At 60.4% G+C, this 19,206-nt stretch carries 22 protein-coding genes; 12 read left to right on the plus strand and 10 right to left on the minus strand.

Annotation, left to right across the window (positions count from 1 at the left end; all coding sequences use genetic code 11):
* Positions 1-244 precede the first annotated feature (244 nt).
* On the plus strand, positions 245-1,015 hold the full coding sequence (locus tag NKF26_RS04145; protein ID WP_253225588.1) for a Nif3-like dinuclear metal center hexameric protein: 771 nt from the start codon (positions 245-247) through the stop codon (positions 1,013-1,015).
* Between the two features lie 3 nt (positions 1,016-1,018).
* On the opposite strand, the gene NKF26_RS04150 is transcribed toward NKF26_RS04145, so the two are convergent.
* Positions 1,019-1,300: a hypothetical protein gene (locus NKF26_RS04150; protein ID WP_253225481.1), complete on the minus strand. Its 282-nt coding sequence runs from the start codon at positions 1,298-1,300 to the stop codon at positions 1,019-1,021.
* Positions 1,301-1,444: 144 nt separating this feature from the next.
* Here NKF26_RS04150 and NKF26_RS04155 point away from each other — a divergent pair, with 144 nt between their 5' ends.
* Together NKF26_RS04155 and NKF26_RS04160 are read left to right on the plus strand one after the other, a co-directional pair.
* Positions 1,445-1,960, plus strand: coding sequence for a cation:proton antiporter regulatory subunit (locus tag NKF26_RS04155; RefSeq protein WP_253225482.1), 516 nt, complete (start codon positions 1,445-1,447; stop codon positions 1,958-1,960).
* The gene (locus tag NKF26_RS04160; protein WP_253234020.1) at positions 1,960-3,177 is read left to right on the plus strand and encodes a cation:proton antiporter; all 1,218 of its coding nucleotides are present in this window, start codon (positions 1,960-1,962) and stop codon (positions 3,175-3,177) included. Before NKF26_RS04155 ends, NKF26_RS04160 begins: the two co-directional genes overlap by 1 nt.
* 22 nt (positions 3,178-3,199) lie before the next feature.
* On the opposite strand, the gene NKF26_RS04165 is transcribed toward NKF26_RS04160, so the two are convergent.
* The 4 genes from NKF26_RS04165 to NKF26_RS04180 all read right to left on the minus strand — a co-directional run bounded on the left by NKF26_RS04165 (position 3,200) and on the right by NKF26_RS04180 (position 7,522).
* Positions 3,200-4,222, minus strand: a complete 1,023-nt coding sequence (locus NKF26_RS04165; RefSeq protein ID WP_253225484.1) for a lysylphosphatidylglycerol synthase transmembrane domain-containing protein — start codon at positions 4,220-4,222, stop codon at positions 3,200-3,202.
* A 641-nt stretch (positions 4,223-4,863) separates the two neighbouring features.
* Positions 4,864-5,253 (minus strand): pyridoxamine 5'-phosphate oxidase family protein, encoded by a 390-nt coding sequence (locus NKF26_RS04170; RefSeq protein WP_253225485.1) that lies wholly within the window; start codon positions 5,251-5,253, stop codon positions 4,864-4,866.
* Between the two features lie 124 nt (positions 5,254-5,377).
* On the minus strand, positions 5,378-5,728 hold the full coding sequence (locus tag NKF26_RS04175) for a hypothetical protein (RefSeq protein WP_253234021.1): 351 nt from the start codon (positions 5,726-5,728) through the stop codon (positions 5,378-5,380).
* A gap of 165 nt (positions 5,729-5,893) precedes the next feature.
* Positions 5,894-7,522, minus strand: a complete 1,629-nt coding sequence (locus NKF26_RS04180) for an MFS transporter (RefSeq protein ID WP_253225487.1) — start codon at positions 7,520-7,522, stop codon at positions 5,894-5,896.
* A gap of 227 nt (positions 7,523-7,749) precedes the next feature.
* Between NKF26_RS04180 and NKF26_RS04185 the strand changes: the two genes are divergently transcribed.
* On the plus strand, positions 7,750-8,724 hold the full coding sequence (locus NKF26_RS04185; RefSeq protein ID WP_253225488.1) for an amidohydrolase family protein: 975 nt from the start codon (positions 7,750-7,752) through the stop codon (positions 8,722-8,724).
* Between the two features lie 66 nt (positions 8,725-8,790).
* Here NKF26_RS04185 and NKF26_RS04190 read toward each other — a convergent pair whose 3' ends face one another.
* The gene (locus NKF26_RS04190) at positions 8,791-9,792 is read right to left on the minus strand and encodes an intradiol ring-cleavage dioxygenase (RefSeq protein ID WP_253225489.1); all 1,002 of its coding nucleotides are present in this window, start codon (positions 9,790-9,792) and stop codon (positions 8,791-8,793) included.
* 269 nt (positions 9,793-10,061) lie between these two features.
* On the opposite strand from NKF26_RS04190, the gene NKF26_RS04195 reads away from it, so the two are divergent.
* From NKF26_RS04195 to NKF26_RS04210, 4 genes are all read left to right on the plus strand, one after another.
* Complete coding sequence (locus tag NKF26_RS04195; RefSeq protein ID WP_253225490.1) at positions 10,062-10,904, plus strand: ion transporter; 843 nt, start codon at positions 10,062-10,064, stop codon at positions 10,902-10,904.
* Between the two features lie 162 nt (positions 10,905-11,066).
* Complete coding sequence (locus tag NKF26_RS04200) at positions 11,067-11,894, plus strand: polysaccharide deacetylase (RefSeq protein WP_253225491.1); 828 nt, start codon at positions 11,067-11,069, stop codon at positions 11,892-11,894.
* A 165-nt stretch (positions 11,895-12,059) separates the two neighbouring features.
* On the plus strand, positions 12,060-12,764 hold the full coding sequence (locus NKF26_RS04205; RefSeq protein WP_253225492.1) for a CARDB domain-containing protein: 705 nt from the start codon (positions 12,060-12,062) through the stop codon (positions 12,762-12,764).
* Positions 12,765-12,987: 223 nt separating this feature from the next.
* Entirely contained in the window at positions 12,988-13,182 is a 195-nt protein-coding gene (locus NKF26_RS04210; RefSeq protein WP_007977946.1) for a cold-shock protein, read from the plus strand.
* A 79-nt stretch (positions 13,183-13,261) separates the two neighbouring features.
* On the opposite strand, the gene NKF26_RS04215 is transcribed toward NKF26_RS04210, so the two are convergent.
* Both NKF26_RS04215 and eif1A read right to left on the minus strand, forming a co-directional pair.
* Complete coding sequence (locus NKF26_RS04215; RefSeq protein WP_253225493.1) at positions 13,262-13,630, minus strand: rhodanese-like domain-containing protein; 369 nt, start codon at positions 13,628-13,630, stop codon at positions 13,262-13,264.
* A 181-nt stretch (positions 13,631-13,811) separates the two neighbouring features.
* Positions 13,812-14,096: a translation initiation factor eIF-1A gene (eif1A, locus tag NKF26_RS04220; protein WP_082837733.1), complete on the minus strand. Its 285-nt coding sequence runs from the start codon at positions 14,094-14,096 to the stop codon at positions 13,812-13,814.
* 216 nt (positions 14,097-14,312) lie between these two features.
* On the opposite strand from eif1A, the gene NKF26_RS04225 reads away from it, so the two are divergent.
* Complete coding sequence (locus tag NKF26_RS04225) at positions 14,313-15,821, plus strand: phosphoenolpyruvate carboxykinase (ATP) (RefSeq protein ID WP_253225494.1); 1,509 nt, start codon at positions 14,313-14,315, stop codon at positions 15,819-15,821.
* 51 nt (positions 15,822-15,872) lie between these two features.
* Here NKF26_RS04225 and NKF26_RS04230 read toward each other — a convergent pair whose 3' ends face one another.
* On the minus strand, positions 15,873-16,091 hold the full coding sequence (locus tag NKF26_RS04230) for a hypothetical protein (RefSeq protein ID WP_253225495.1): 219 nt from the start codon (positions 16,089-16,091) through the stop codon (positions 15,873-15,875).
* A gap of 150 nt (positions 16,092-16,241) precedes the next feature.
* Complete coding sequence (locus tag NKF26_RS04235) at positions 16,242-17,189, minus strand: TasA family protein (protein WP_253234022.1); 948 nt, start codon at positions 17,187-17,189, stop codon at positions 16,242-16,244.
* A gap of 426 nt (positions 17,190-17,615) precedes the next feature.
* Here NKF26_RS04235 and NKF26_RS04240 point away from each other — a divergent pair, with 426 nt between their 5' ends.
* Genes NKF26_RS04240 through NKF26_RS04250 form a run of 3 tightly spaced genes read left to right on the plus strand, consistent with a single transcriptional unit; the run spans position 17,616 to position 19,176 of the window.
* Positions 17,616-18,206 (plus strand): hypothetical protein, encoded by a 591-nt coding sequence (locus NKF26_RS04240; protein WP_253225497.1) that lies wholly within the window; start codon positions 17,616-17,618, stop codon positions 18,204-18,206.
* Entirely contained in the window at positions 18,203-18,793 is a 591-nt protein-coding gene (locus NKF26_RS04245) for a signal peptidase I (RefSeq protein WP_253225498.1), read from the plus strand. The genes NKF26_RS04240 and NKF26_RS04245 overlap by 4 nt, the downstream gene beginning before the upstream one ends.
* Entirely contained in the window at positions 18,790-19,176 is a 387-nt protein-coding gene (locus NKF26_RS04250; protein ID WP_253225499.1) for a hypothetical protein, read from the plus strand. Before NKF26_RS04245 ends, NKF26_RS04250 begins: the two co-directional genes overlap by 4 nt.
* Positions 19,177-19,206: the final 30 nt, after the last annotated feature.

Raw genomic sequence — 19,206 nt, forward strand, 5'->3', positions numbered from 1 at the left:
TTTGCGCATGATACGTCGTCGGAATCGTCGTGGGATTCGTCGCCACGTAGCCATGACCTTCCGGAACTTGCTCATATTCGTTCACCTCGGTATCGCTTCCCCCGATATAGGGGAAATGAACATCGCTCCCCCGCTGGCTTAACCGTGATGGCAGGTGAAACGGAAGGTCCGGACGACGAAACGAAACTGGAATCGGGACGTGCAAGCCGGGGCTTACAAACCGACGCCGACACGATACCCGTGCATGAACCTCGCCGAACTCACCGAACGGTACGACGACCGACTCCGAACCGATGACTTCGCCGACATCGACGCCAGCGCGAACGGGTTGCAAGTCGGGCCGAACGACCCCGAAGAAGTAGACGTCGAACGCGTCGCGTTCGCCGTCGATGCCGCCGAGCAGACCATCGAGGAAGCGGTGGAGCGGGACGCCGACGCGCTGGTCGTCCACCACGGACTCTCGTGGGGCGGCATCGAGCGCGTGACCGACCGCGACTACCGACGAATCGCGCCGCTCATCGAGAACGACGTGGCGCTGTACGTCTCCCATCTGCCGCTCGATTCGCATCCCGAACTCGGCAACGCGGCAGGGGTTGCGGATCTGTTGGGACTCGAATCGCGCGAACCCTTCGGACGAACGGGACCGGAGCACATCGGCCAGCAGGGACACGGCGACCTCACGCGGGCGGAAATCGGCGACGTCCTCTCGTCCGAACTCGACACGGGCGGGCGGGACGTCCAGCAGTTCGACTTCGGCCCCGAGGAGATCGACCACGTCGCCATCGTCACCGGAAGCGGCGTGGACTGGTTGGACGAGGCCGTCGAGGTCGGCGCGGACGCGCTCATTACCGGGGAGGGGAAGCAAAAGGTCTACCACGAAGCGCGTGAAGCGGGGCTGAACGTCTTCCTCGCGGGACACTACGCGACGGAAACGTTCGGCGTGAAGTCGCTCGAATCGCTCGCCGAGGAATGGGGGCTGACGACGACCTTCATCGATGCGCCGACCGGTCTGTGAGGACTATCCTTCGACTCGGTACTCGTCGACCGCCGCTCTGATTTCCTCCGCCTTCACTCGACCGTGGGCGAGGAACGGGGCGATCACCGAAATTTGGTATCGTAGCTTCGTGTTCGCCCCCGTCACTTCGTCCGTCTCCGACAGGATGGCGAGGAGCATCCCGCTCGCGTTTCGGTACTCTATCGAGTCGTCGACCGTCTTCGAGCGAAGACCCTCTACGGACTTCATGATGTGCTCGTGTGCGTCCTCCTTCTCTATTTCGAGGTAGGCCGTCGCGAAGGTCATCTCCGAGCTAGTGGGTTAGGTACCGATGGATATAGTTCGGCCGGGCGACGCGGCAACCTCGTCTCCAATGGTCGTCCGGTGTCGTTCGACGGCACTTCGAGGTAAAACCGAGGTTTATCTGCCTTCGCGGGATACCCACATCGTATGACGGTCTACGAAACCGACGTTCCCGGCGTCGGGAAGAAGTACGAGGTGGACACCGCCGATGGAACTCGGCTGGTAATCCTCCTGCACCACGACGGGAGACGTGAGATATATCTTCGCCCCGACGACGACGCGGACAGCGAACGGCTGTTTTCGCTCACCGGGAAACAGGCCCGTCAGGTCGGATCGATCCTCGAAGGGGCCTACTTCCAACCCGTCGAATTGGAGGACGTAACCGTACCGCTCGGTGACGCAATCATCGAATGGGTCGACGTGCCAGCGGATTCCGACGTGGTCGGGAAAACGCTTCAGTCGCTGGGATTGCGTAATCGAACCGGCGTCTCCATTATCGCGATTCAACGGGGGAAAGAGACGGTCCCGAACCCCGGTCCGGAGGAGACGATTCGATCGGACGACATCCTGGTTACGATCGGAACGCGGGAGGAACAGGCCTCCCTCGCTGGCCTCGTCGCTGCCGATCAGCCGATGGAACCCGACGACAACACGGGGTACTGATGGCCGATGTACTGCTCGTCGAAGTGGGTATCGCGCTGACGGCGATTGCCGTCGCGGGCGCAGTAGCCAATCGGATCAGTCTCTCCGTGATTCCGCCGTACATCGTCGTCGGCATCCTCATCGGACCACACGAACCGACCTCTATCGGGGGAATCTCCCTCCAACTCGTCCAGAATCGGGAAGTCATCGACCTGCTCTCGGAACTCGGTATCGTCTTCCTCCTGTTTTTCCTGGGATTGGAGTTCAGCATCGACCAGTTGCTCGGTGCACGAACTGAAATCGGGAAGATCGGTCTCGTGGATTTCGCCGTCAACTTCGGTCTCGGACTGGCGCTCGGCGTCCTGTTCGGTTGGTCGCCCCTCGAAACGCTGTTCCTCGCGGGTATCATCTACATCTCGTCGAGCGCCGTCATCACGAAATCGTTGCTCGAAAACGGCTGGATCGCGAACCCGGAAAGCGGTCCAATTTTGGGGACTCTCGTCTTCGAGGACATCCTGATCGCGATCTATCTCGCGGTTCTGTCCGCAGTCGCCTTCGGCGGCGGGAGTATCACGAGCGCCATCGTTTCCATCGGAACTGCGTTCGGTTTTCTCGCCGTACTGACGGCCGTCGCGTGGTATGGGACGGGGGTCGTCGAACGACTATTCTCGACCGAGTCGGACGAACAGTTCCTCTTGCGGATACTCGGGGTGACGGTGCTCATCGCGGGCTTCGCCCTCGTGAGCGGCGTCAGCGAAGCCGTCGCCGCGTTCTTCGTCGGAACGGCGTTCAGCCAGACGGGACACGTGGAACGAATCGAGCGAGTCGTCTCTCCCGCACGCGACCTCTTCGCCGCGGTGTTCTTCCTGTCCATCGGGTTGACGACGGACGTCACGCTCCTCCGGGATGTCCTCGGACTGTTGCTGGCCGCCATCGCACTTTCAGTCCTCGGCAAGATTCTCAGCGGTGTGGTTTCGGGGCGAACCTACGGACTCTCGCCGACGCGTTCGCTTCGAGTTGGCTTGGGGATGGTTCCGAGAGGGGAGTTTTCTCTGATTATCGCAACGCTCGCGGGCGGTGTCGGCGGTGTCGCGTTCCAGTCCGTGCTTCCCGCGTTCACCGTCGGCTACGTGCTGTTCATGAGCATCATCGGAACCGTGCTGATTCAGCATGCGGACCGGGTCACCGGGGCACTGGTTCCGCTCGTCGCCCGTCTCTCGAAAGGTGCCGATACGTGAGACGGCCGTTCGCTGCTTGCGGTCAGGCGGCCCGTTTTGCCGTGAGCGCCGCGAGCACGCTACCCCCGATGAGGGTCGGAACCCAGTAGATCAGTCCGCGGAAGATGACGACCGCCGCGACCACGATCGCCGACTCGACGCTCGTCGCCGAGGCGAGGAGCGCGACGAGAACCGTTTCGATTCCCCCTGCACCACCGGGGAGCGGAGTCACGCCAGCGATGGCGCTAATGGGAATCGCGAACAGCACGACGGAGAAGGAGATGCTGGTACCGATCGCGTAAAACGCCAGCCACAACGCACCCGCCTGAAACAGCCACCCGGCACCGGAAAACCCGAGCGCGATGGCGAGTCGTGTCGGACTCGCGGCGACCTGTTCGATAGTGCCGACGAAGTGTGCGATTCGGCTCCGAATCGACTCCTGACTGGGTGCCGAAAAGCGGGGGATGTAACCCGCGACGCGGTCGAGGAGGCCAGCAGTCCAGGCCGACACGCGTCGTTCAGCGGTTGCCCGGGAAGTCCACAGATAGTACCCCCCGCCGACGAGAACGACTCCGATCCCGCCGAGGAGGACGGCCGCGAACTTCAGACGCGACGAGAGCGTCAGTACGATGGCGTAGTAGCTGATCCCGACCGTTGCGAACACGAACGAGGGGACGAAGTTGAGGGTATCGACGCTGGCGATCGCCGCCAACCCGGTTTCGTATCTGGTCCCGGACGTCCGTGAGATGAGGTAGGCCGTGATCGGCTCACCGCCCGCTTGGCCGAACGGCGTCACGTTGTTCGAGAACGTCGCGCCCGAGAACAGGAAGAACGACCACGGGACGGACACCGAAACGTCCAACGTTCGGAGCACGGTTCGGAGCGATTGACTCCACGCGAACAACCAGCCAATCGTCGTCAACAACACCAGTCCGAGAACCGTTCGCCGTGCCTGTTCGAGCGCCGCGAGAACGGGGTCGATGTCGACGAACCAGAACAAGAGCGCGAAGACAGGAACGGTCAGAAGAAATCCGAAGAGGATTCTCCGCACGAGTGAACGATCCATACCTGCTGGGATGCAGGGGTCCAATATGACCCTTGTGGCATCCGATTGTCGATGACGGCGACGACCCCGAGGCGGGGTGCCCGAATCACTCGCCGGACATTGGTGGTTGGTAACACCCTTCATTGACGCGGCGACTTATCTGTAACTACACATTCGGTCACCTACAACTACGTCCCGTGTCGTCTGCAACTACTGTCTCATTCGCCTACAACTACCTCGGTGATGCTACTGATTTTTCGAGATGTATCGTACGATTTCGTCCAAAGAGGAGGTATTAAAAGGGGGGAGTGCGAGGAAACGGACGTGTCCTGCGGGTTTCAACGGCCCATGAGGACCGCCGGAACTATCGAGGTCACGTTCCGGTCTCGCCGGACACGGGCCGTCGCCGACCGGCCCCGATAGCCGAACTTCGGTTACGGCTAATCGAAGCGCCGCTGGTGCCCGACCTCGCACCACGCGCGCCCTCGTGGCAGTCGGCAACACCGTTTCTAACCGGCAAATCGAATCGCCTGTAGCCGCCAGAGCGGCGTATGAGCGACGACCACGACAGCGACGACCACGACAGCGACGACGGAGAGGGTGAAACCTCCGGAGCGATGGTCGCCGCCGCACGGAAACGGATCGAGTAGTGCAATCGAAAATCAGTAGCGGGTGAACGTCCCGGACCCGACTTCGATCCTCACGAGCGTGTTCTCCGGGTAAGCGTCCGTATCGGCACCGTACCGCGGGTTGATCCGTTCGGCGGCTTTCATCACTTCCTCCTCGTCCTCGACCACGGTGGCCGTCCCCTGCATCGTGACCTTCCACTCGGCATCCCCGGCGGTGTCCTTCTGAATCGAGAGTGCGACGCGCGGGTTTCTTCGGATGTTCGCTAGCTTGCGCCCGCTCGTGAGGATCGAAACGATCCCGTCCTCGTAGTGGTACCAGACGGGTGCGACGTGCGGTCGGTCGTCCGAACACGTCGCGAGGTGGGCCATCACGGACACCTCCGAGAGGAGCGTCTCGGCTTCGTCGGGGAGTACGTCTGCCATGGTTGAAAGGGAGGACGGGAGAAGAAAATAACTTCCTGCCGAACTGCTCCGGACGATTTCGCACCGCAATCCCCGATCACAGTGGCTCATCGGCTCAGTAGCTCATCGGCTACACGATGTCGTCCTACACGGGGTCGTCCGGGTCGTGGCGCGCTCGCATGCGCTCCGCCTCGTTCGCGTACCGATCACGTGTTTCAGCGTCGGTGACGGGCGTCAGCCGCTCCGATTCGACCGTGATGGCAGCCGTCACCTCCGGCCCCGGTCCTGACCCGAAGCGGTTGAACGCCCACTCCTTCTGCAGGTATCGAGACTCGTCCGGCGTCGCGTAGACGGTCACCAAGATGTGCGGCGAGTCCGCCGAGAACGTCCGTTCGACCATCCAGACCTGCTCGGCCCGCTGTTCCGACTCGGCGTGTTCCGATCCGGATTCGTCCGCGTGCATGGTCGAAGGTTCGTCTCCCGCGGTCTTGTACACCGATCGTAGTTCCCGTCGCCTGAGAACAGATCGTTCGACGGAAACGCTCTTTTCCCCGGTGTCCCTATCGGCGGATGGCCGATGACGAGAACGGCGTTCCGAACCGGCGTGGCGGCCGGTGATGACGAGCCCTATGAGTGCCGAGGCCGAACGAGTATCGACCGTTCATTTCTCTCGTTCCTCACGCGTTTTACCCTCTGGTGATTCGGGATGGTCCGCTCCATTTTCGTCCCCCGGTATCTGCCGTGGCAGGAACGTCGATGCGACGAGTAGGAGTAACACGAACAGGACGAGGAGGAGCAGCGCCGCCCGTTGAGCGTCGAACATCGCGGCCTCGAAAATGCCGCGGAGTAATCGTCGTTGCGGAGGGGTGAGTTGACTCAGGACGTGTTGCTGTGTGGCTTTGGTCGCCGTCTCCGCCGCATCTTCGAGCGCGATCACCAATTCGTACCGCTGCTTCATCGAGAGCGTCACGTCGCGCGCTCGCAGGACGCCGTCGACGACGCTGCCGTAGAACCGTCCGAGAAGAAACGAGCCGACAACTGCCGTCCCCAGCGAAAATCCTATCGAACTGCTCACGTTCAGGACTCCGGACGCCTCGGCGGAGTCCGCGTCGGGGACGGCCGACATCGTCATGTTGGTGATCTGTGCCAGTATGAGTCCGACTCCCGCTCCATACAGCGCCACCGGAATAACCATCCTGCCGATCGTCTGACCGGGACCCGTCTGCTCGTACAACAGCACCAGTCCGAGGCCCATGGACACGATGCCGACCTGGATGAGCGTCTTCGGCGAGACGAACTTACGCCACCCGGGCGTAACCGTCGCGAAGAGGATCGACGCGAGGGAATACGGTAGCAATGCTATCCCGGTCTCGAAGGCGGTGTATCCGAGTACTGCCTGGAGATAGACCGGGAAGATGAACATGAAGCCAGCCGAGATTATCGACCGGATATTGTACGTGACGACTCCGGACAAAAAGGAACGGTTCGTCAGCACGTGCAGCGGAACGAGCGGGGATTTCCCGGCACGTTCCATTCGGCGTTCGTACTGAACGAACGCGGCGAACGAGAGAAATCCGACCCCGAGAAACCAAATCGTCGGTGACGTGCCGAACGGGTTGAATTGCACGTCGCCGACGAAAAACGGTCGCCTCACGAGTAACCACCCGTACTTCCCGCTGAGGAGGAATCCGGTGACGAGCGTCGTCGCACCGACGATGGACAGCGCTGTCCCGCCTTTATCGAGCGAACTGGGCGTTTCCGACAGTGGATTCGAACTCACGTACCGGACGAAGAAGAGAATAACCCCCATTCCGATGAGTTGGAGGGTAAACCCCCACCGCCAACTCGCGTACGTAGTCAGGGCACCACCGATGATCGGTCCAAGGGTCGATGCAACGCCGTTCACGCCAGCCAACAACCCGAACGCCTTCGCCCGGTCATCGTCTTCGTAACTAACGGTCAAGACGGTGAACGTCAGTGGAAGTAACACCGCGGCCGCGGCCCCCTCGATGAGCGACCAACCGATATAGAGGACCGTAGTATTCCAGCTAATCGCCGCCACCAGCGTCCCACCGGTATAGACGATCAGTGCGACTGCCATTACACGCCTGCTACTGTGCCGAGACGGCAGCGTTCCGGCCGGGAGAATCAGCGCAGCGATCACCAGCGAATAGAGTGAAACCGCCCCTTGAATCGCGGTGACCGAGGTATCGAACTCGTTCACCATCGTCGGAATCGCCACGTTCATCAGGGATGCATTGATGACCACGATGAACGTCGTCAGACTCACGGCGATCGCTGGCCCCCAGTATCGTACGACCGTTTTTACCTTCGTAGAGCGATGAGAACTCCCGCTGGAAGTGGACTCATCCGCGACCATACAACGGCCTACCACTTTGAGCTTGAAATAGCATGGACCCGGTGAGTCGTCGAGAGTCAAAGAGTGCCGAGGCCGCCGCTCCACTTCGAGAGCTGTGTGTGGTACCGTTTAACACTCTGGGGGCTGTACGGTGAGCGATGCGAACCATCGCGGTCGAAGAGCACTTCGTCGCAAGCGGTTTCGCCGAGAAGGGGGCGGGCAGCGACCCCGGAGAGGGGGACACATCGGAGACGTCGCTGACGAGCCGACTCGGGAATCTCGGCGAGGAGCGCTTGACGGCGATGGACGACGGGGGTATCGACGTGCAAGTCATCTCGGAAACGCAGTTGCACGGCGTGGAGTTGACGACCGAGGAGTGGACCACGCTCGCCGAGGCGGCCAACGACGAACTCGCCGACGCGGTTGCCGCCCATCCCGACCGATTCGCCGGGTTCGCCACGTTGCCGATGGCAACTCCCGAGAAAGCGGCCGACGAACTCGAACGGACCGTCGCGGAGCACGGGTTCGTCGGCGCGATGATCAACGGGACGACCGATGGCCAGTTCCTCGACCATTCGAGGTACATGCCGGTGCTCGAACGGGCCGCGGAACTCGACGTGCCGCTCTACATCCATCCCGGATTTCCTCCGGATGCGGTCGAAGAGGCGTACTACGAGGGGTTCGGATCGGAAATCGACTTCTCACTCGCCACCACGAGTTGGGGGTGGCACGCCGAGGCGGGACTCCACGCGTTGCGGTTGATCGCGTCGGGCGTGTTCGACCGCCTGCCCGACTTGAAAATCGTCCTCGGCCACATGGGCGAGATGATTCCGTTCATGCTCGACCGCATCGACGAGTGGCTCAGCCCGCTGACCACCGAACTGGAACACGACGTCCCGCACTACTTCCGCGAACACTTCTGGCTCACCACGAGCGGGATGTTCAGCCGAATACCGTTCAGGGCGGCGCTTGCGGCCGTCGGTGCCGACAACGTCATGTTCGCCGTGGACTACCCGTACAGCTCCAACGAGCAGGGTTGCCGGTTCATCGAGAACGTGGACGTTCCACGCTCGGACCTCGAAAAGATCACACACCGCAACGCGGAACGGCTTTTCGGGCTGTCAGAGGACTGAGACGCGACCGATTTTCGTGGTCATCCGACCGCAAACCCGTATTCGTCCGTCAGTAGACCGGGCCGACTATCCGTTCGTGGTCGTCTCGTTCGCCACCGTCCCGTTCGGGGCCGCAGAGCCGTTGGGTGGAGTCGACCCGTTGGGCGGGGCCGACCCGTTCGGTGGAGCGGAACCGTTGGGTGCAGTGCGCCCTCCCTGCGAACCGGACGCCGAGTCGTCCTCGTTCACTTCTTCGTCCTTGTACAGCGCGACGTTGAGCGTTCCGGAGTATCCCGAATCGGTCTTTGTGACGTCGAGCAGGAGTTGTGAAGCGCTTCCCTGCTGGAAGATGTTGTCGTCGGCGTTGCGCGTGTCGCGCTCGTCGCGTTCCGAGTACGGCTCTTTCGTGTACACCGTGTCGGTGAGGTCGTCGTCGAAGAACAACTGCGACGTGAACTCGTAGGCGTCGGTCGCGTCCTCCGACGAACGAATCTTGAAGTGGATGTGAACCGCCCGACCCGGATACCAACCGGGGTAGATGGTCGTGAACGATGCTCCGCCGTTCTCGTCCGTGCTCTGAATCCCGCGAAGGAAGTCCTTGCCCACGGTTCCCTGCGCTTGGACGTCGGAGTACACTCCGTCGACGTTTGCGTGCCAGACGTCGACGATGGCGTTCTCGAGCGGTTCACAGGTGTCGTCCGACAGGTCGTGCACCGTGAAGTCGAGGTCGAGGCGGATTCCCTCCTGCTGGTTGCCAGTCCCGGTGTCCGACCGGATGTCGGAGCGACGGAGGTTCTCGTCGACGTAGTACGGTCCCTCGGTGAGTTCCGTCATGGCGACGCACGCTGTCGTTCCGTCGCCCGTCGTGACGGTGGTGCTCGTCATGGTACCCGTCGCCGGGTAATCCGAATCCGTCGTCGACATCGGGGTAGCGGTCACCGTCCCGGACGAACTGTTCGTTTCCGTACTTCCACTCGAATCGCTCGACGTCGAACAGCCAGCGAGAAACGCCAGCGCGGGGGCACCGCCGAGTGCGATGGCCTGTCTACGAGTGAGTAACCGACCGACCGGTTCATCGTCGTTGTCCATATTTCGACGTTGTCGGATTCGTATAAGGGAATTTGCCGAAATCACGCGAAAACGACCCGGAAGTCAGGCACAAATTCGTCCCATAACGGGGACGCCATGGGATGGAACGGCGTCCGCGACCTGCTAGTCGATTCGTCCTGTCAATCCGCAACGAATCATCCCTCCCTGCTACGAGACATCACAACCGGTACACACGACGTACTCCACTTGCCTCCAGAAACCGAGATAGCCGGTGCTATTCTTTTACCATCGGGTCTTTATTGCATCGTATGGGCAGTCGCGAATCGCCACGAGCACCATCCGATTTTCGTGATCGGGTGCAGTTTTATCTCGTCGATCACCGAACGCCGCTCGGGAAGGCGATCGACGTCTGGTTACTGGTATTGAACCTGCTGTTCGTCGGCGTCTTCGTCGCACAAACCTACTCCCTTTCGGCGATGGCGGAGGCGTGGCTGTGGCGACTGGAGGTCGGCATCGCGTTCGTGTTCGTGGTCGAATACGTGCTCAGGCTGTACGGCGCTCGGAACCGCCTCGCGGAGTTCACGAACCCGTACACGATGGTCGATCTGCTGTCGGTGCTCCCGACGCTGGCAGTGTTGTTCCTGCCCGCCTCGGTCGTCATCGTCAACATCGGGTTCCTCCGGGCCATTCGCGTCGTCCGGGTGCTTCGGTTCTACCGATTTACGGAGGACGACGAGTTCTTCTTCGGCACCGTGTCGGTCGGCACCCTTCGAACCATGAAACTCCTGTTGACGGTGCTGGTCATCTTCTTCGTCTCCGCGGGCCTGTTCTTCAGCGTCGAGTACCGGACGAACCCCGCCGTGAACAACTTCGGTGACGCGTTCTACTACACGGTCGTAACCCTCACAACCGTCGGGTTCGGCGACATCATTCCGACCACCTGGATGGGCCGATGGGTGACGGTAGCCGGGGTGCTCACTGCTATCATCCTCGTCCCGTGGCAGGCGGGAAAGATCGTTCGGGAATGGACACACAGGGGAAAAGTCAACGTCACGTGCCCCCAGTGCGGTCTCTCCTACCACGACCGGGACGCGTCTCACTGTAAAGCGTGCGGTCACGTCATCTATCAGAAGTACGATTCGCGGCAGTAGTGGGACCGAGAAACCGCATCCGGTACCGATCATCCGACCACCGCTCTCCGCCGACCCTTCCCCCTCGACCCATTCCGACGATTCACCAACCAATCCGACCACTCCAACCAACTCAATCAATCCGACCAACCCTTAACCTCCCACCACGAGACGGGGTACCCAATGCCCAACGCAACCGTCTGTTTGTGCTTCGACTTCGACGCAGTTTCGGGATGGATTCACGGCCATGGTGCGACCAATAGCCCGGTGAAACTCTCGCGTGGGCGCTACGGCGCTGCGGTCGCCGCGCCGCGTATCCTCGACCTGCTGGACCGACTGGACGTGCCCGCGACGTGGTTCACGCCGGGGCACACCATCGAGAGCTTTCCCGAAATCTGCGGCGAGGTACACGACCGCGGCCACGACATCCAGCATCACGGCTGGCATCACACGCCGCCCGCGAAGTTCGCGGACAGGGAGGGCGAGCGCGCCGACTTCGAGCGCAGCATCGAAACGATTCGGGACCTGACGGGCGAGAAACCGACCGGATATCGATCACCGTCGTGGGACTTCTCGGCGCACACGCTCGATATCCTGCAGGAGTTGGATTTCGAGTGGGACTCCAGCCTGATGGGTCACGACTTCGAACCGTATCGGGTGCGCGAACTGCCGATTGCCGACCCCGAAGAACCGTATGTGGCGGGTGAGGAGACGGACTTGCTGGAGTTCCCGGTGTCGTGGCACCGGGACGACTGGCCCTCGTTGCAGTTCACGCCCGGACGAAGCGGCAGGCCGCGGGCCGACGAGGAAGCCGTTTTCGACGGCTGGTACGAGCAGTTCGATTGGATGTACGAGAACGTCGAGGACGGCGTGTTCACGCTGACGATGCATCCGCAGGTGACGGGTCAACCACCCCGACTCCGCTATCTGGAGGCGTTCGTGGAGTCCGTGCGCGCGAAGCAGGACGTGGAGTTTGCGCTGCTGAACGATGTGGCTCGTAGAATCTTATAAGGAGAATGACTATTCTATGTTAATATCTTATTTTCTATATCTACTTCGGATATTCGGATGAGAAAGCATCCAAAGAGATTTGTATCGGTACTGACTCTAGCGCACGAATGAATCGATAATATCGATTTTAATAACTGTAGACAACCGTCTCCCCATCCAATAACTATGTCACGAAATCACGGCCGTATTCGTGCGGCCCTTCTGGTAGTAATCGCGCTGATGGTCGTCGTCAGAATCACGCCACCATCGGTGAGCGGTGCAAACAATATCGGCATCGGCATCAATGGGGAGGACGAGACGATGATTGCGCCGGGGGATTCGTACGTCCTGCGAGCCGACTCCCCGGGTTTGTCCACGTACGCCGTCGGTCTTCGAAACGAGGACCTCCTCTCCGTCTCGGGCGCGAGTCTGTCGGGTCCGTCCGGAACCGTCGGGGATTCCGTCACGGTCTCCGCAACCATCACGAACCGAGGTAACTGGATGGCGGACGAGACTGTCGCGGTGACGGCCAACGGGACGAACGTCGCGACTCGAACGATCACCGTCCCCGTCGGGGAAACGAAGACGATATCGTTCGGTATCACGCTCGATCACCCCGGGACCTACGACGTCGCGGTCGATGGAACGTCGGCCGGAACCCTCGTCCTCTCGGGCGCTACCGAAACGACGGAAACGAGTGGGGACGTCACCACGACCGAGTCATCGACCGCTTCGACTTCGTCTCGGACGACGGAGACGGTCGGGACGACCCACACGACGACGCTCCGCGACTCGTCGAAAACGAACCGGGACCGTCGTCCCAAAAGCTGGTCGTTCGTCGCTGTTGGTGCTCTCGTCCTCGCCGCACTCCTCGTGATCCGCCGACGGTGATCACGGGGCGGCGATTTCGTGAAACGACTGAATATGGTAACTGAGGATATTACGGAAGTCCCCGCTCATTGTGTTGAATCGGAATCAATGGCCTGAATAATCTCCTGCCTGTGGCCAGATGGCCACAATAGAGTTCCTAAAACGAATATGTATCTAAAAAACACTCGTTTTAGAGAACGAATGCAGAACCCTTAACCGTGTACCCCAATTGTGTATAGTTGTAATGGCAAACGGTAAAGTTGATTTCTTCAACGACACAGGCGGCTACGGTTTCATAGAGACGGACGACGCGGACGAGGACGTTTTCTTCCACATGGAAGACGTTGGCGGCGAGGACCTTACGGAAGGTACCGAGATCGAGTTCGACATCGAACAGGCCCCCAAGGGCCCGCGAGCGAAGAACGTCGTTCGCCAGTAAATAACGATTTTACACTGTCGCCACGTGGCGACAAGGTATACATCGATTTTTTTAGCGCAGTAGTATCCGAGAGCGACAGTTAGAACAGTCGCCAAAGTACCGACCGAAGCCGGTAGCCGAGCGACCCAGCTTGATAGCCGCGCCAACCGCTCATTCCCCCTGCGAGCGTACTGACTTCGTATCCCTCCTCGTCGAGAATACCGGTTGCCCGTTTTGCGACTACGCCCATCTTGCAGACCGTGACGATGGGGCTGTCTTGTGGAATCTTATCAAGACGGCTGCGGAGTGCGTCCTCGTCTCCCCCGCGTAAATCGTCGTACACTGGGATGTTACGACTTCCGTCGATATGATCCGACTGAAACGCTTTTCTCGGTCGAATATCGAGAACGTACGGCGCGTCATCGGCGTCGAGTCTGTCGTCCAGTTCGTCGGGTCTAATCTTGCTCATTATCCCCACAAATGTACCGAAGCGTTAAAGCCGTGACGTCATCGGGCGACGGTAGCGACTGTCGAACGTGTCGGTCGGTCACGTTTCAAATCGCACCGCTCGGTGCGAGCGGAGACCGCTGGAAAAATCTACACGTACTCGGAATCGGCGATTAGAAGTCCGTTTCAGTTCACCGAAGGGATCACTGGATGTGGCCTTCGCGGCGGAGTTGGTCCGCGTCCTGGCTGGTGTATCGCCATTCGATGTTGGCCTTCTCGTCCTGCCAGTCCCACGGTTCGATGAGGACGACGTCGCCCTCTTCGATCCAGGTTCGGTATTTCATTCGACCGGGAATCCGGCCCATTCGCTCTTTTCCGTCGTTACATCGGAGCTGTACGTGGTTGCCACCGTTGTGTTGGGTGACGACCGCGAACATCTCGTCCTCGTTTGGCATTCGGAGGTTCCGACGCCCACTTTCTTCACTCACAGGTGGAATAAGTAGCGGACACGGTTAAGTGGTAGGTGTCTTTCGATACCGTTTGACATGCAAACTGGATACTGAATCGGGGTGACCCCTCACCAAAAAGAGGATTATTTACTCGCATCCGAAAACACAATTCCGCCGAAATCGGCGTTATGAGGCCACTAAGGCGGCCGTACACCATACATAATTATACGTTCGTAGGTGGGCCGTACAACCACGATGTCAGACACTGGGCAGTCAGTCCAATCCCTGAAGTCGAAACTCCCGAATCCAATAACGGCGGACAACGTTCGCTACAACCCGTCGTTTTCGGAACTTCGTGAGTTTTCGCGGGAGTTGGAGACGACGGCCGAATTCGGTTCCGCGTCGTACGTCAGCCGCGAGCGATCGCGCAACTCGGACAAGACGAGAAATGCCGTTGACGAAGGATTCGACGCGGACGACTACGCACACATCGAGGACGCGGTCGAGTTCGCCAGAGAACACGAGATGCTCTGCGTGGACCGCTTGATGGGCCGCCACACTGACCACACCTACCGGTGCAGACTCTACGTTCCGAAGAAGTACGGCCGTATCGCCCTCGCGTGGGCGAACCTCTTCGAACCGGTCGAGGGGGAGGGTGAACCGGATTTCGTCACGATACAGGTTCCCGACTGGGACGAAATCGCCATTCGAGTCCTTCCCGAGGAGGGAATGACCGTCGCTCTCGGAAGTGACTACACCGGCGAGGCGAAGAAGTCCTTCCTCCGATTGTTCATGTTCCACGCAAAACGGAAGGGTGGCCTCGGACTGCACGCCGGAAGCAAGCGAGTGACGCTTCGAGACGAAACCGGCGACCTGCGCGATGTGGGGCAGGTGTTTCTCGGTCTCTCCGCGACCGGCAAGTCCACGCTGACCGCCCACGGTCTCTGGCTCGACGACCCCGAATCGGCGACGATGCTCCAGGACGACGTCTGTGCGTTGCTTCCCGACGGAAGCGTCGCGGGCAGCGAAGGTAACGGTCTGTACGTCAAGACCATCGGCTTGGACGCCGACGAACAACCCGCGATGTACGACGCCGTCACGCACGAATCCGCGGTCCTCGAAAACGTGGACGTGGACGACGACGGAACCGTCGATTTCGACAGCGACTACCACACCTCGAACGGTCGAGCCATCATCCGCCGCGACCAACTCTCGTCGTCGAGCGAGGACATCGACCTGGAGCGGGTCGACCAACTGTTCTTCATCACCCGCAACCCGACGATGCCGCCGGTCGCGAAACTGTCGCCGGAGGAGGCGGCGGTGGCGTTCATGCTCGGCGAGTCCATCGAGACCAGCGCGGGCGACCCATCGAAAGCCGGTGAGTCCATCCGCGTCGTGGGCACCAACCCGTTCATCATCGGATCGAGGGGCGAGGAGGGCAACCGGTTCCGCTCGCTCATCGATGACCTCGGCGTCGAAACCTACATCCTCAACACCGGACACCTCGGCGGCAAGGACATCGGCGTCACGGAGTCTGTGACGTTGCTCCGCGAGATTGCGCGTGGGACGGTCGAGTGGACGGACGACGACGCGAGCGGACTCACCGTGCCGAGTTCGGTCCCCGGTATCGACATCGACGAGTTTTCGGTCGCCGACAACGTCGACGACCACGATTCGGAGTTGTCACGGCTCCGTACCGAGCGACAGGTCCACCTCGACACGTTCGAGGATCTGGATGAGGACATCAGGGACGCGGTTTACTGAGCCGAAAGCGACTGGAACCGATCCCGGTCGGTCGTCGCTTCGTGCGTGATTTCAGTTCAGCGTCTCGACTTCCTTCGTCAGGTCAGTCGGTTCGTCCACCGGTCCGTTGACGAACAGACCGTGACCGATGATGGCGACCGCGACGAGCGCCGCACCGATGACCGCCGCCGTCAACGAAACCGAAGTGAGGTAGCCGACACCCACACCGAGGAACATGCTGACGGCTATTCCGCCCAGTACGAGGTCGTAGTACTGCCACGTGTAGGCCATACGACGGATTTCTATCCGTAGACCCGAATAGCTAGGGGCCGAAATTCGTCGGTCGGGGACGAGCCGTCATCGTCCGCATCGTCCGATTATCTCGAAAACAGAAGGAAAGAATGGCTTCGAATCGACCGTTGCCACCGTTCGCCGCGTCGATCACGCGCTGCTGTTCGGTTTGCCGTCGTCCGGAGTTCCACCCAAAACCACGTCCTGCTCGGCGAGCGTCGGGAACGCACCCGATGCGTACTCGTCCGCCCACGGGTTCTCCGGATACTTGTCGTCGGGAGTGTCGTTGGGGTCGCGGAAGCGTTCTTCGGGGTTGTGCCGGGACTGTTCGGCGTAGAAATCGAAGTTGACCCGGATGCTGTCGCCCTGTATCTCGTTGCCGACGTCCTCGGGGAGCTCCCACCGAACCGTGACGTACTGGCACGTGCCGTTCTGGAACGGATCGATCGGCTCGCCGTCGGGATACGCACCGCCGACCACGTCGGGGGAGTCGCCGTCACGGACGCCGTCGAGCAGCACGGGGACGGACCCGTACTGCGGCGTCGTCGTTTGTGTCCCCTTGAGGTCGAGTGGCTTCTGGATATATCGGTCGTTCCAGAGGTTGCCCGACTCCGGACCGTCGCCTACCGTCGCGTTCTTGTTCTGGTCGTAGAACGTACGGAACTCCAGGTTTTCGTCCATCTCGCCGTAGCCGTTGGTATCCGTCCCTTCGGCTTCTTTTTCGGGGTCGTTTTGTCCGTTTTCTTGGGAGTGGCTGAGCCGACCGCGGAACCACACCCACGCCGGGTTGTCCACGTTCTCGATCGTGAACCGAATCCATCCCTGATCGCCGGGTTTGATGTCCTTGAACTCGATGCCGAGCTCCGTGTTGTCGGTATCCTGTGCCGGAACGACTTTGGGATCGACGTCGTTCCCGTAATGATCGACTTCCCAGCCAATCTTCAAGTCGAGGTCGCCAGCAGTGAACGTCGCGTTGGTTCCTTCCTTGTCGTTCAGGAACGCCATCGTGCCCGCGCCGCCGAGCGCTGCCGCGACACCCATGCCGCCGATACCGAGAAGTACGTTACGCCGATTGAGGGAGAGTTTTTTATCTGACATTAGTTGTCTCCGTTCTTCGACACCCATCGTCGGTAGCTTCCGACGGTTTCGAGTCGAAGACGCAACCGACCCGATGACCTATCACCGTGTATATATATACTCGATAGTGGATTCATAGAGAACGTATATCCATCCCATAAACGGTCTCTAGCGGGTTTGCAAGCTATTCGAGGCGGTTGGAGTGGCACCCATAGAGACCGTATAGTGGGTCACAAGGGTCTGTTGACGCTCATATTCGTTCGCGGTAACGTCGGAAGACAGCGTCTCGGAGCCATTGGTTATGACAAATAAACAACTAATTTATTATGGAAATATATCTATCAAGTTCATAAATATAACACTACAGTTCCAGCTATCTACCCGGGCAAAACGATGATAACGACGAGGCGGGGGGGCAGTGATGAAAGATAACGGCAGGGTCGACGTATGAGCACGACGACCCCCGTCCCGACTCAACCCGAACAGGCAACACAACAAAATCGAGAACCCAAGACACTCACACAGGAGACCGCGTTCAAGATTCTCAGCTGTCAGCGGCGACGGAACGTGGTCCACTATCTCCTCCAGCAGGGCGAATCCGTCTCGCTCCACGAACTCTCGAAGCAACTCGCGGCGTGGGAAAACGAGATCGTGCCCGAGGAGGTCACGTACGAACAGCGAATGCGCGTCTACACGGCGCTTCGACAGGCACATTTGCCGAAAATGGACGACGCCCACGTCGTCCATTTCGACGCGAACGGTGGGACGATACGGCTCACCGACGATGCGACGAAATTGGAGGTCTATTTGGACATCGTCCCCCACGACGGAATCCCGTGGAGCGGTTACTATCTCGGACTCGGCGGCGTCTCGGTAGGACTGATCACGCTCGCGTGGATCGGATTCTTCCCGTTCGACCGACTACCGGGCCTCGCGTGGGGATTCGTGATTTCGCTCCTGTTCCTCGCGTCCGCCGTGGCGCACAAGCGACACGACGAACGGCACCGCCTCGGTAAGGAGGGCCGCCCACCGCTATGATGGCCGTCGCCGCCGCTCGAAAGCCACGGCGAATCGCACGCCTCGGCGGGGTGGTGCTCCTCGTCGCTGGCATCCTTCTGCTGGCGGTCGTCGTGTTTCCGCAACTCGTCGGCGCGAGCGGGAGCTACGTCGTGCTCTCGGGAAGCATGCACCCGACGATACACGCCGGGGACGTCGTCGTCTCGAAGCACGTCGAACCGAGTGCGATCGAGGAAGGCGACATCCTCGTCTTCCATCGCGAGTCGGCTTCGAATTCCGACCGCACGACACACCGCGTCGTCGACGTCGTCCACCGCGACGACGGACTGTACTTTAGAACGAAGGGAGACGCGAACGAGAATCCGGACGTCGGACTCGTCTCGGCCGACGACGTGATCGGCCGCGTCTGGTTCCACATCCCGTACATCGGGCATCTCCTGCTGTTCGCACGGACGCGCGCAGGGTTGCTCTCGTTGGTCGTCCTCCCCTGTCTGCTGATCGTGATCTCGGAAGCGTACTCGCTCGTCGGTGCGACGCGGGCCAAAAGCGAAGACGAGGATGAAACGGACGGTGACAAGGATGAAACGGACGGTGACGATGCAAGATGATACACGGACCCAATCCCAAAGCGACCGTGCTCGTAATCGCGGCGCTCTGCCTGCTAAGCACGACCAATACCCAAGTCACACACAGCCTGTACGCTGATTCCGAGGTGATGAGTTCGAACTTCGTCGGCGGAAACGTCACGACTACCGCCGTCGAGAACGCGACGAATCACACCACGACGAACGCGAACGGAACGGCCGTCGAACCGACGACCGTTTCCCCCACTACCACCGGGACGACAGGGACGACGCCACCACCGAGTACCGCGACGACAACCTCGTCGGCGGGGACAACGACCTCCTCGTTGGCAGGGACGACGACGAACGAAACGACGGAGACCGATCCGATCACGACACGAAAAGCGGGGACCGAAAACGGTGGCTAACCGGGATAGCGTCACCGTGATCGGCGGCAG

This window comes from Haladaptatus sp. AB618 (genome assembly GCF_024136965.1).
Classification (GTDB): Archaea; Halobacteriota; Halobacteria; order Halobacteriales; family Haladaptataceae; genus Haladaptatus.

Excerpts from the sequence above, each read along its gene's own strand:
- NKF26_RS04145 (WP_253225588.1), top strand. The coding sequence starts at position 245 with ATGAACCTCGCCGAACTCACCGAACGGTACGACGACCGACTCCGAACC.
- NKF26_RS04150 (WP_253225481.1), bottom strand. The coding sequence starts at position 1,300 with ATGACCTTCGCGACGGCCTACCTCGAAATAGAGAAGGAGGACGCACAC.
- NKF26_RS04155 (WP_253225482.1), top strand. The coding sequence starts at position 1,445 with ATGACGGTCTACGAAACCGACGTTCCCGGCGTCGGGAAGAAGTACGAG.
- NKF26_RS04160 (WP_253234020.1), top strand. The coding sequence starts at position 1,960 with ATGGCCGATGTACTGCTCGTCGAAGTGGGTATCGCGCTGACGGCGATT.
- NKF26_RS04165 (WP_253225484.1), bottom strand. The coding sequence starts at position 4,222 with ATGGATCGTTCACTCGTGCGGAGAATCCTCTTCGGATTTCTTCTGACC.
- NKF26_RS04170 (WP_253225485.1), bottom strand. The coding sequence starts at position 5,253 with ATGGCAGACGTACTCCCCGACGAAGCCGAGACGCTCCTCTCGGAGGTG.
- NKF26_RS04185 (WP_253225488.1), top strand. The coding sequence starts at position 7,750 with ATGCGAACCATCGCGGTCGAAGAGCACTTCGTCGCAAGCGGTTTCGCC.
- NKF26_RS04190 (WP_253225489.1), bottom strand. The coding sequence starts at position 9,792 with ATGGACAACGACGATGAACCGGTCGGTCGGTTACTCACTCGTAGACAG.
- NKF26_RS04195 (WP_253225490.1), top strand. The coding sequence starts at position 10,062 with ATGGGCAGTCGCGAATCGCCACGAGCACCATCCGATTTTCGTGATCGG.
- NKF26_RS04200 (WP_253225491.1), top strand. The coding sequence starts at position 11,067 with ATGCCCAACGCAACCGTCTGTTTGTGCTTCGACTTCGACGCAGTTTCG.
- NKF26_RS04205 (WP_253225492.1), top strand. The coding sequence starts at position 12,060 with ATGTCACGAAATCACGGCCGTATTCGTGCGGCCCTTCTGGTAGTAATC.
- NKF26_RS04210 (WP_007977946.1), top strand. The coding sequence starts at position 12,988 with ATGGCAAACGGTAAAGTTGATTTCTTCAACGACACAGGCGGCTACGGT.
- NKF26_RS04215 (WP_253225493.1), bottom strand. The coding sequence starts at position 13,630 with ATGAGCAAGATTAGACCCGACGAACTGGACGACAGACTCGACGCCGAT.
- NKF26_RS04225 (WP_253225494.1), top strand. The coding sequence starts at position 14,313 with ATGTCAGACACTGGGCAGTCAGTCCAATCCCTGAAGTCGAAACTCCCG.
- NKF26_RS04230 (WP_253225495.1), bottom strand. The coding sequence starts at position 16,091 with ATGGCCTACACGTGGCAGTACTACGACCTCGTACTGGGCGGAATAGCC.
- NKF26_RS04235 (WP_253234022.1), bottom strand. The coding sequence starts at position 17,189 with ATGTCAGATAAAAAACTCTCCCTCAATCGGCGTAACGTACTTCTCGGT.
- NKF26_RS04240 (WP_253225497.1), top strand. The coding sequence starts at position 17,616 with ATGAGCACGACGACCCCCGTCCCGACTCAACCCGAACAGGCAACACAA.
- NKF26_RS04245 (WP_253225498.1), top strand. The coding sequence starts at position 18,203 with ATGATGGCCGTCGCCGCCGCTCGAAAGCCACGGCGAATCGCACGCCTC.
- NKF26_RS04250 (WP_253225499.1), top strand. The coding sequence starts at position 18,790 with ATGATACACGGACCCAATCCCAAAGCGACCGTGCTCGTAATCGCGGCG.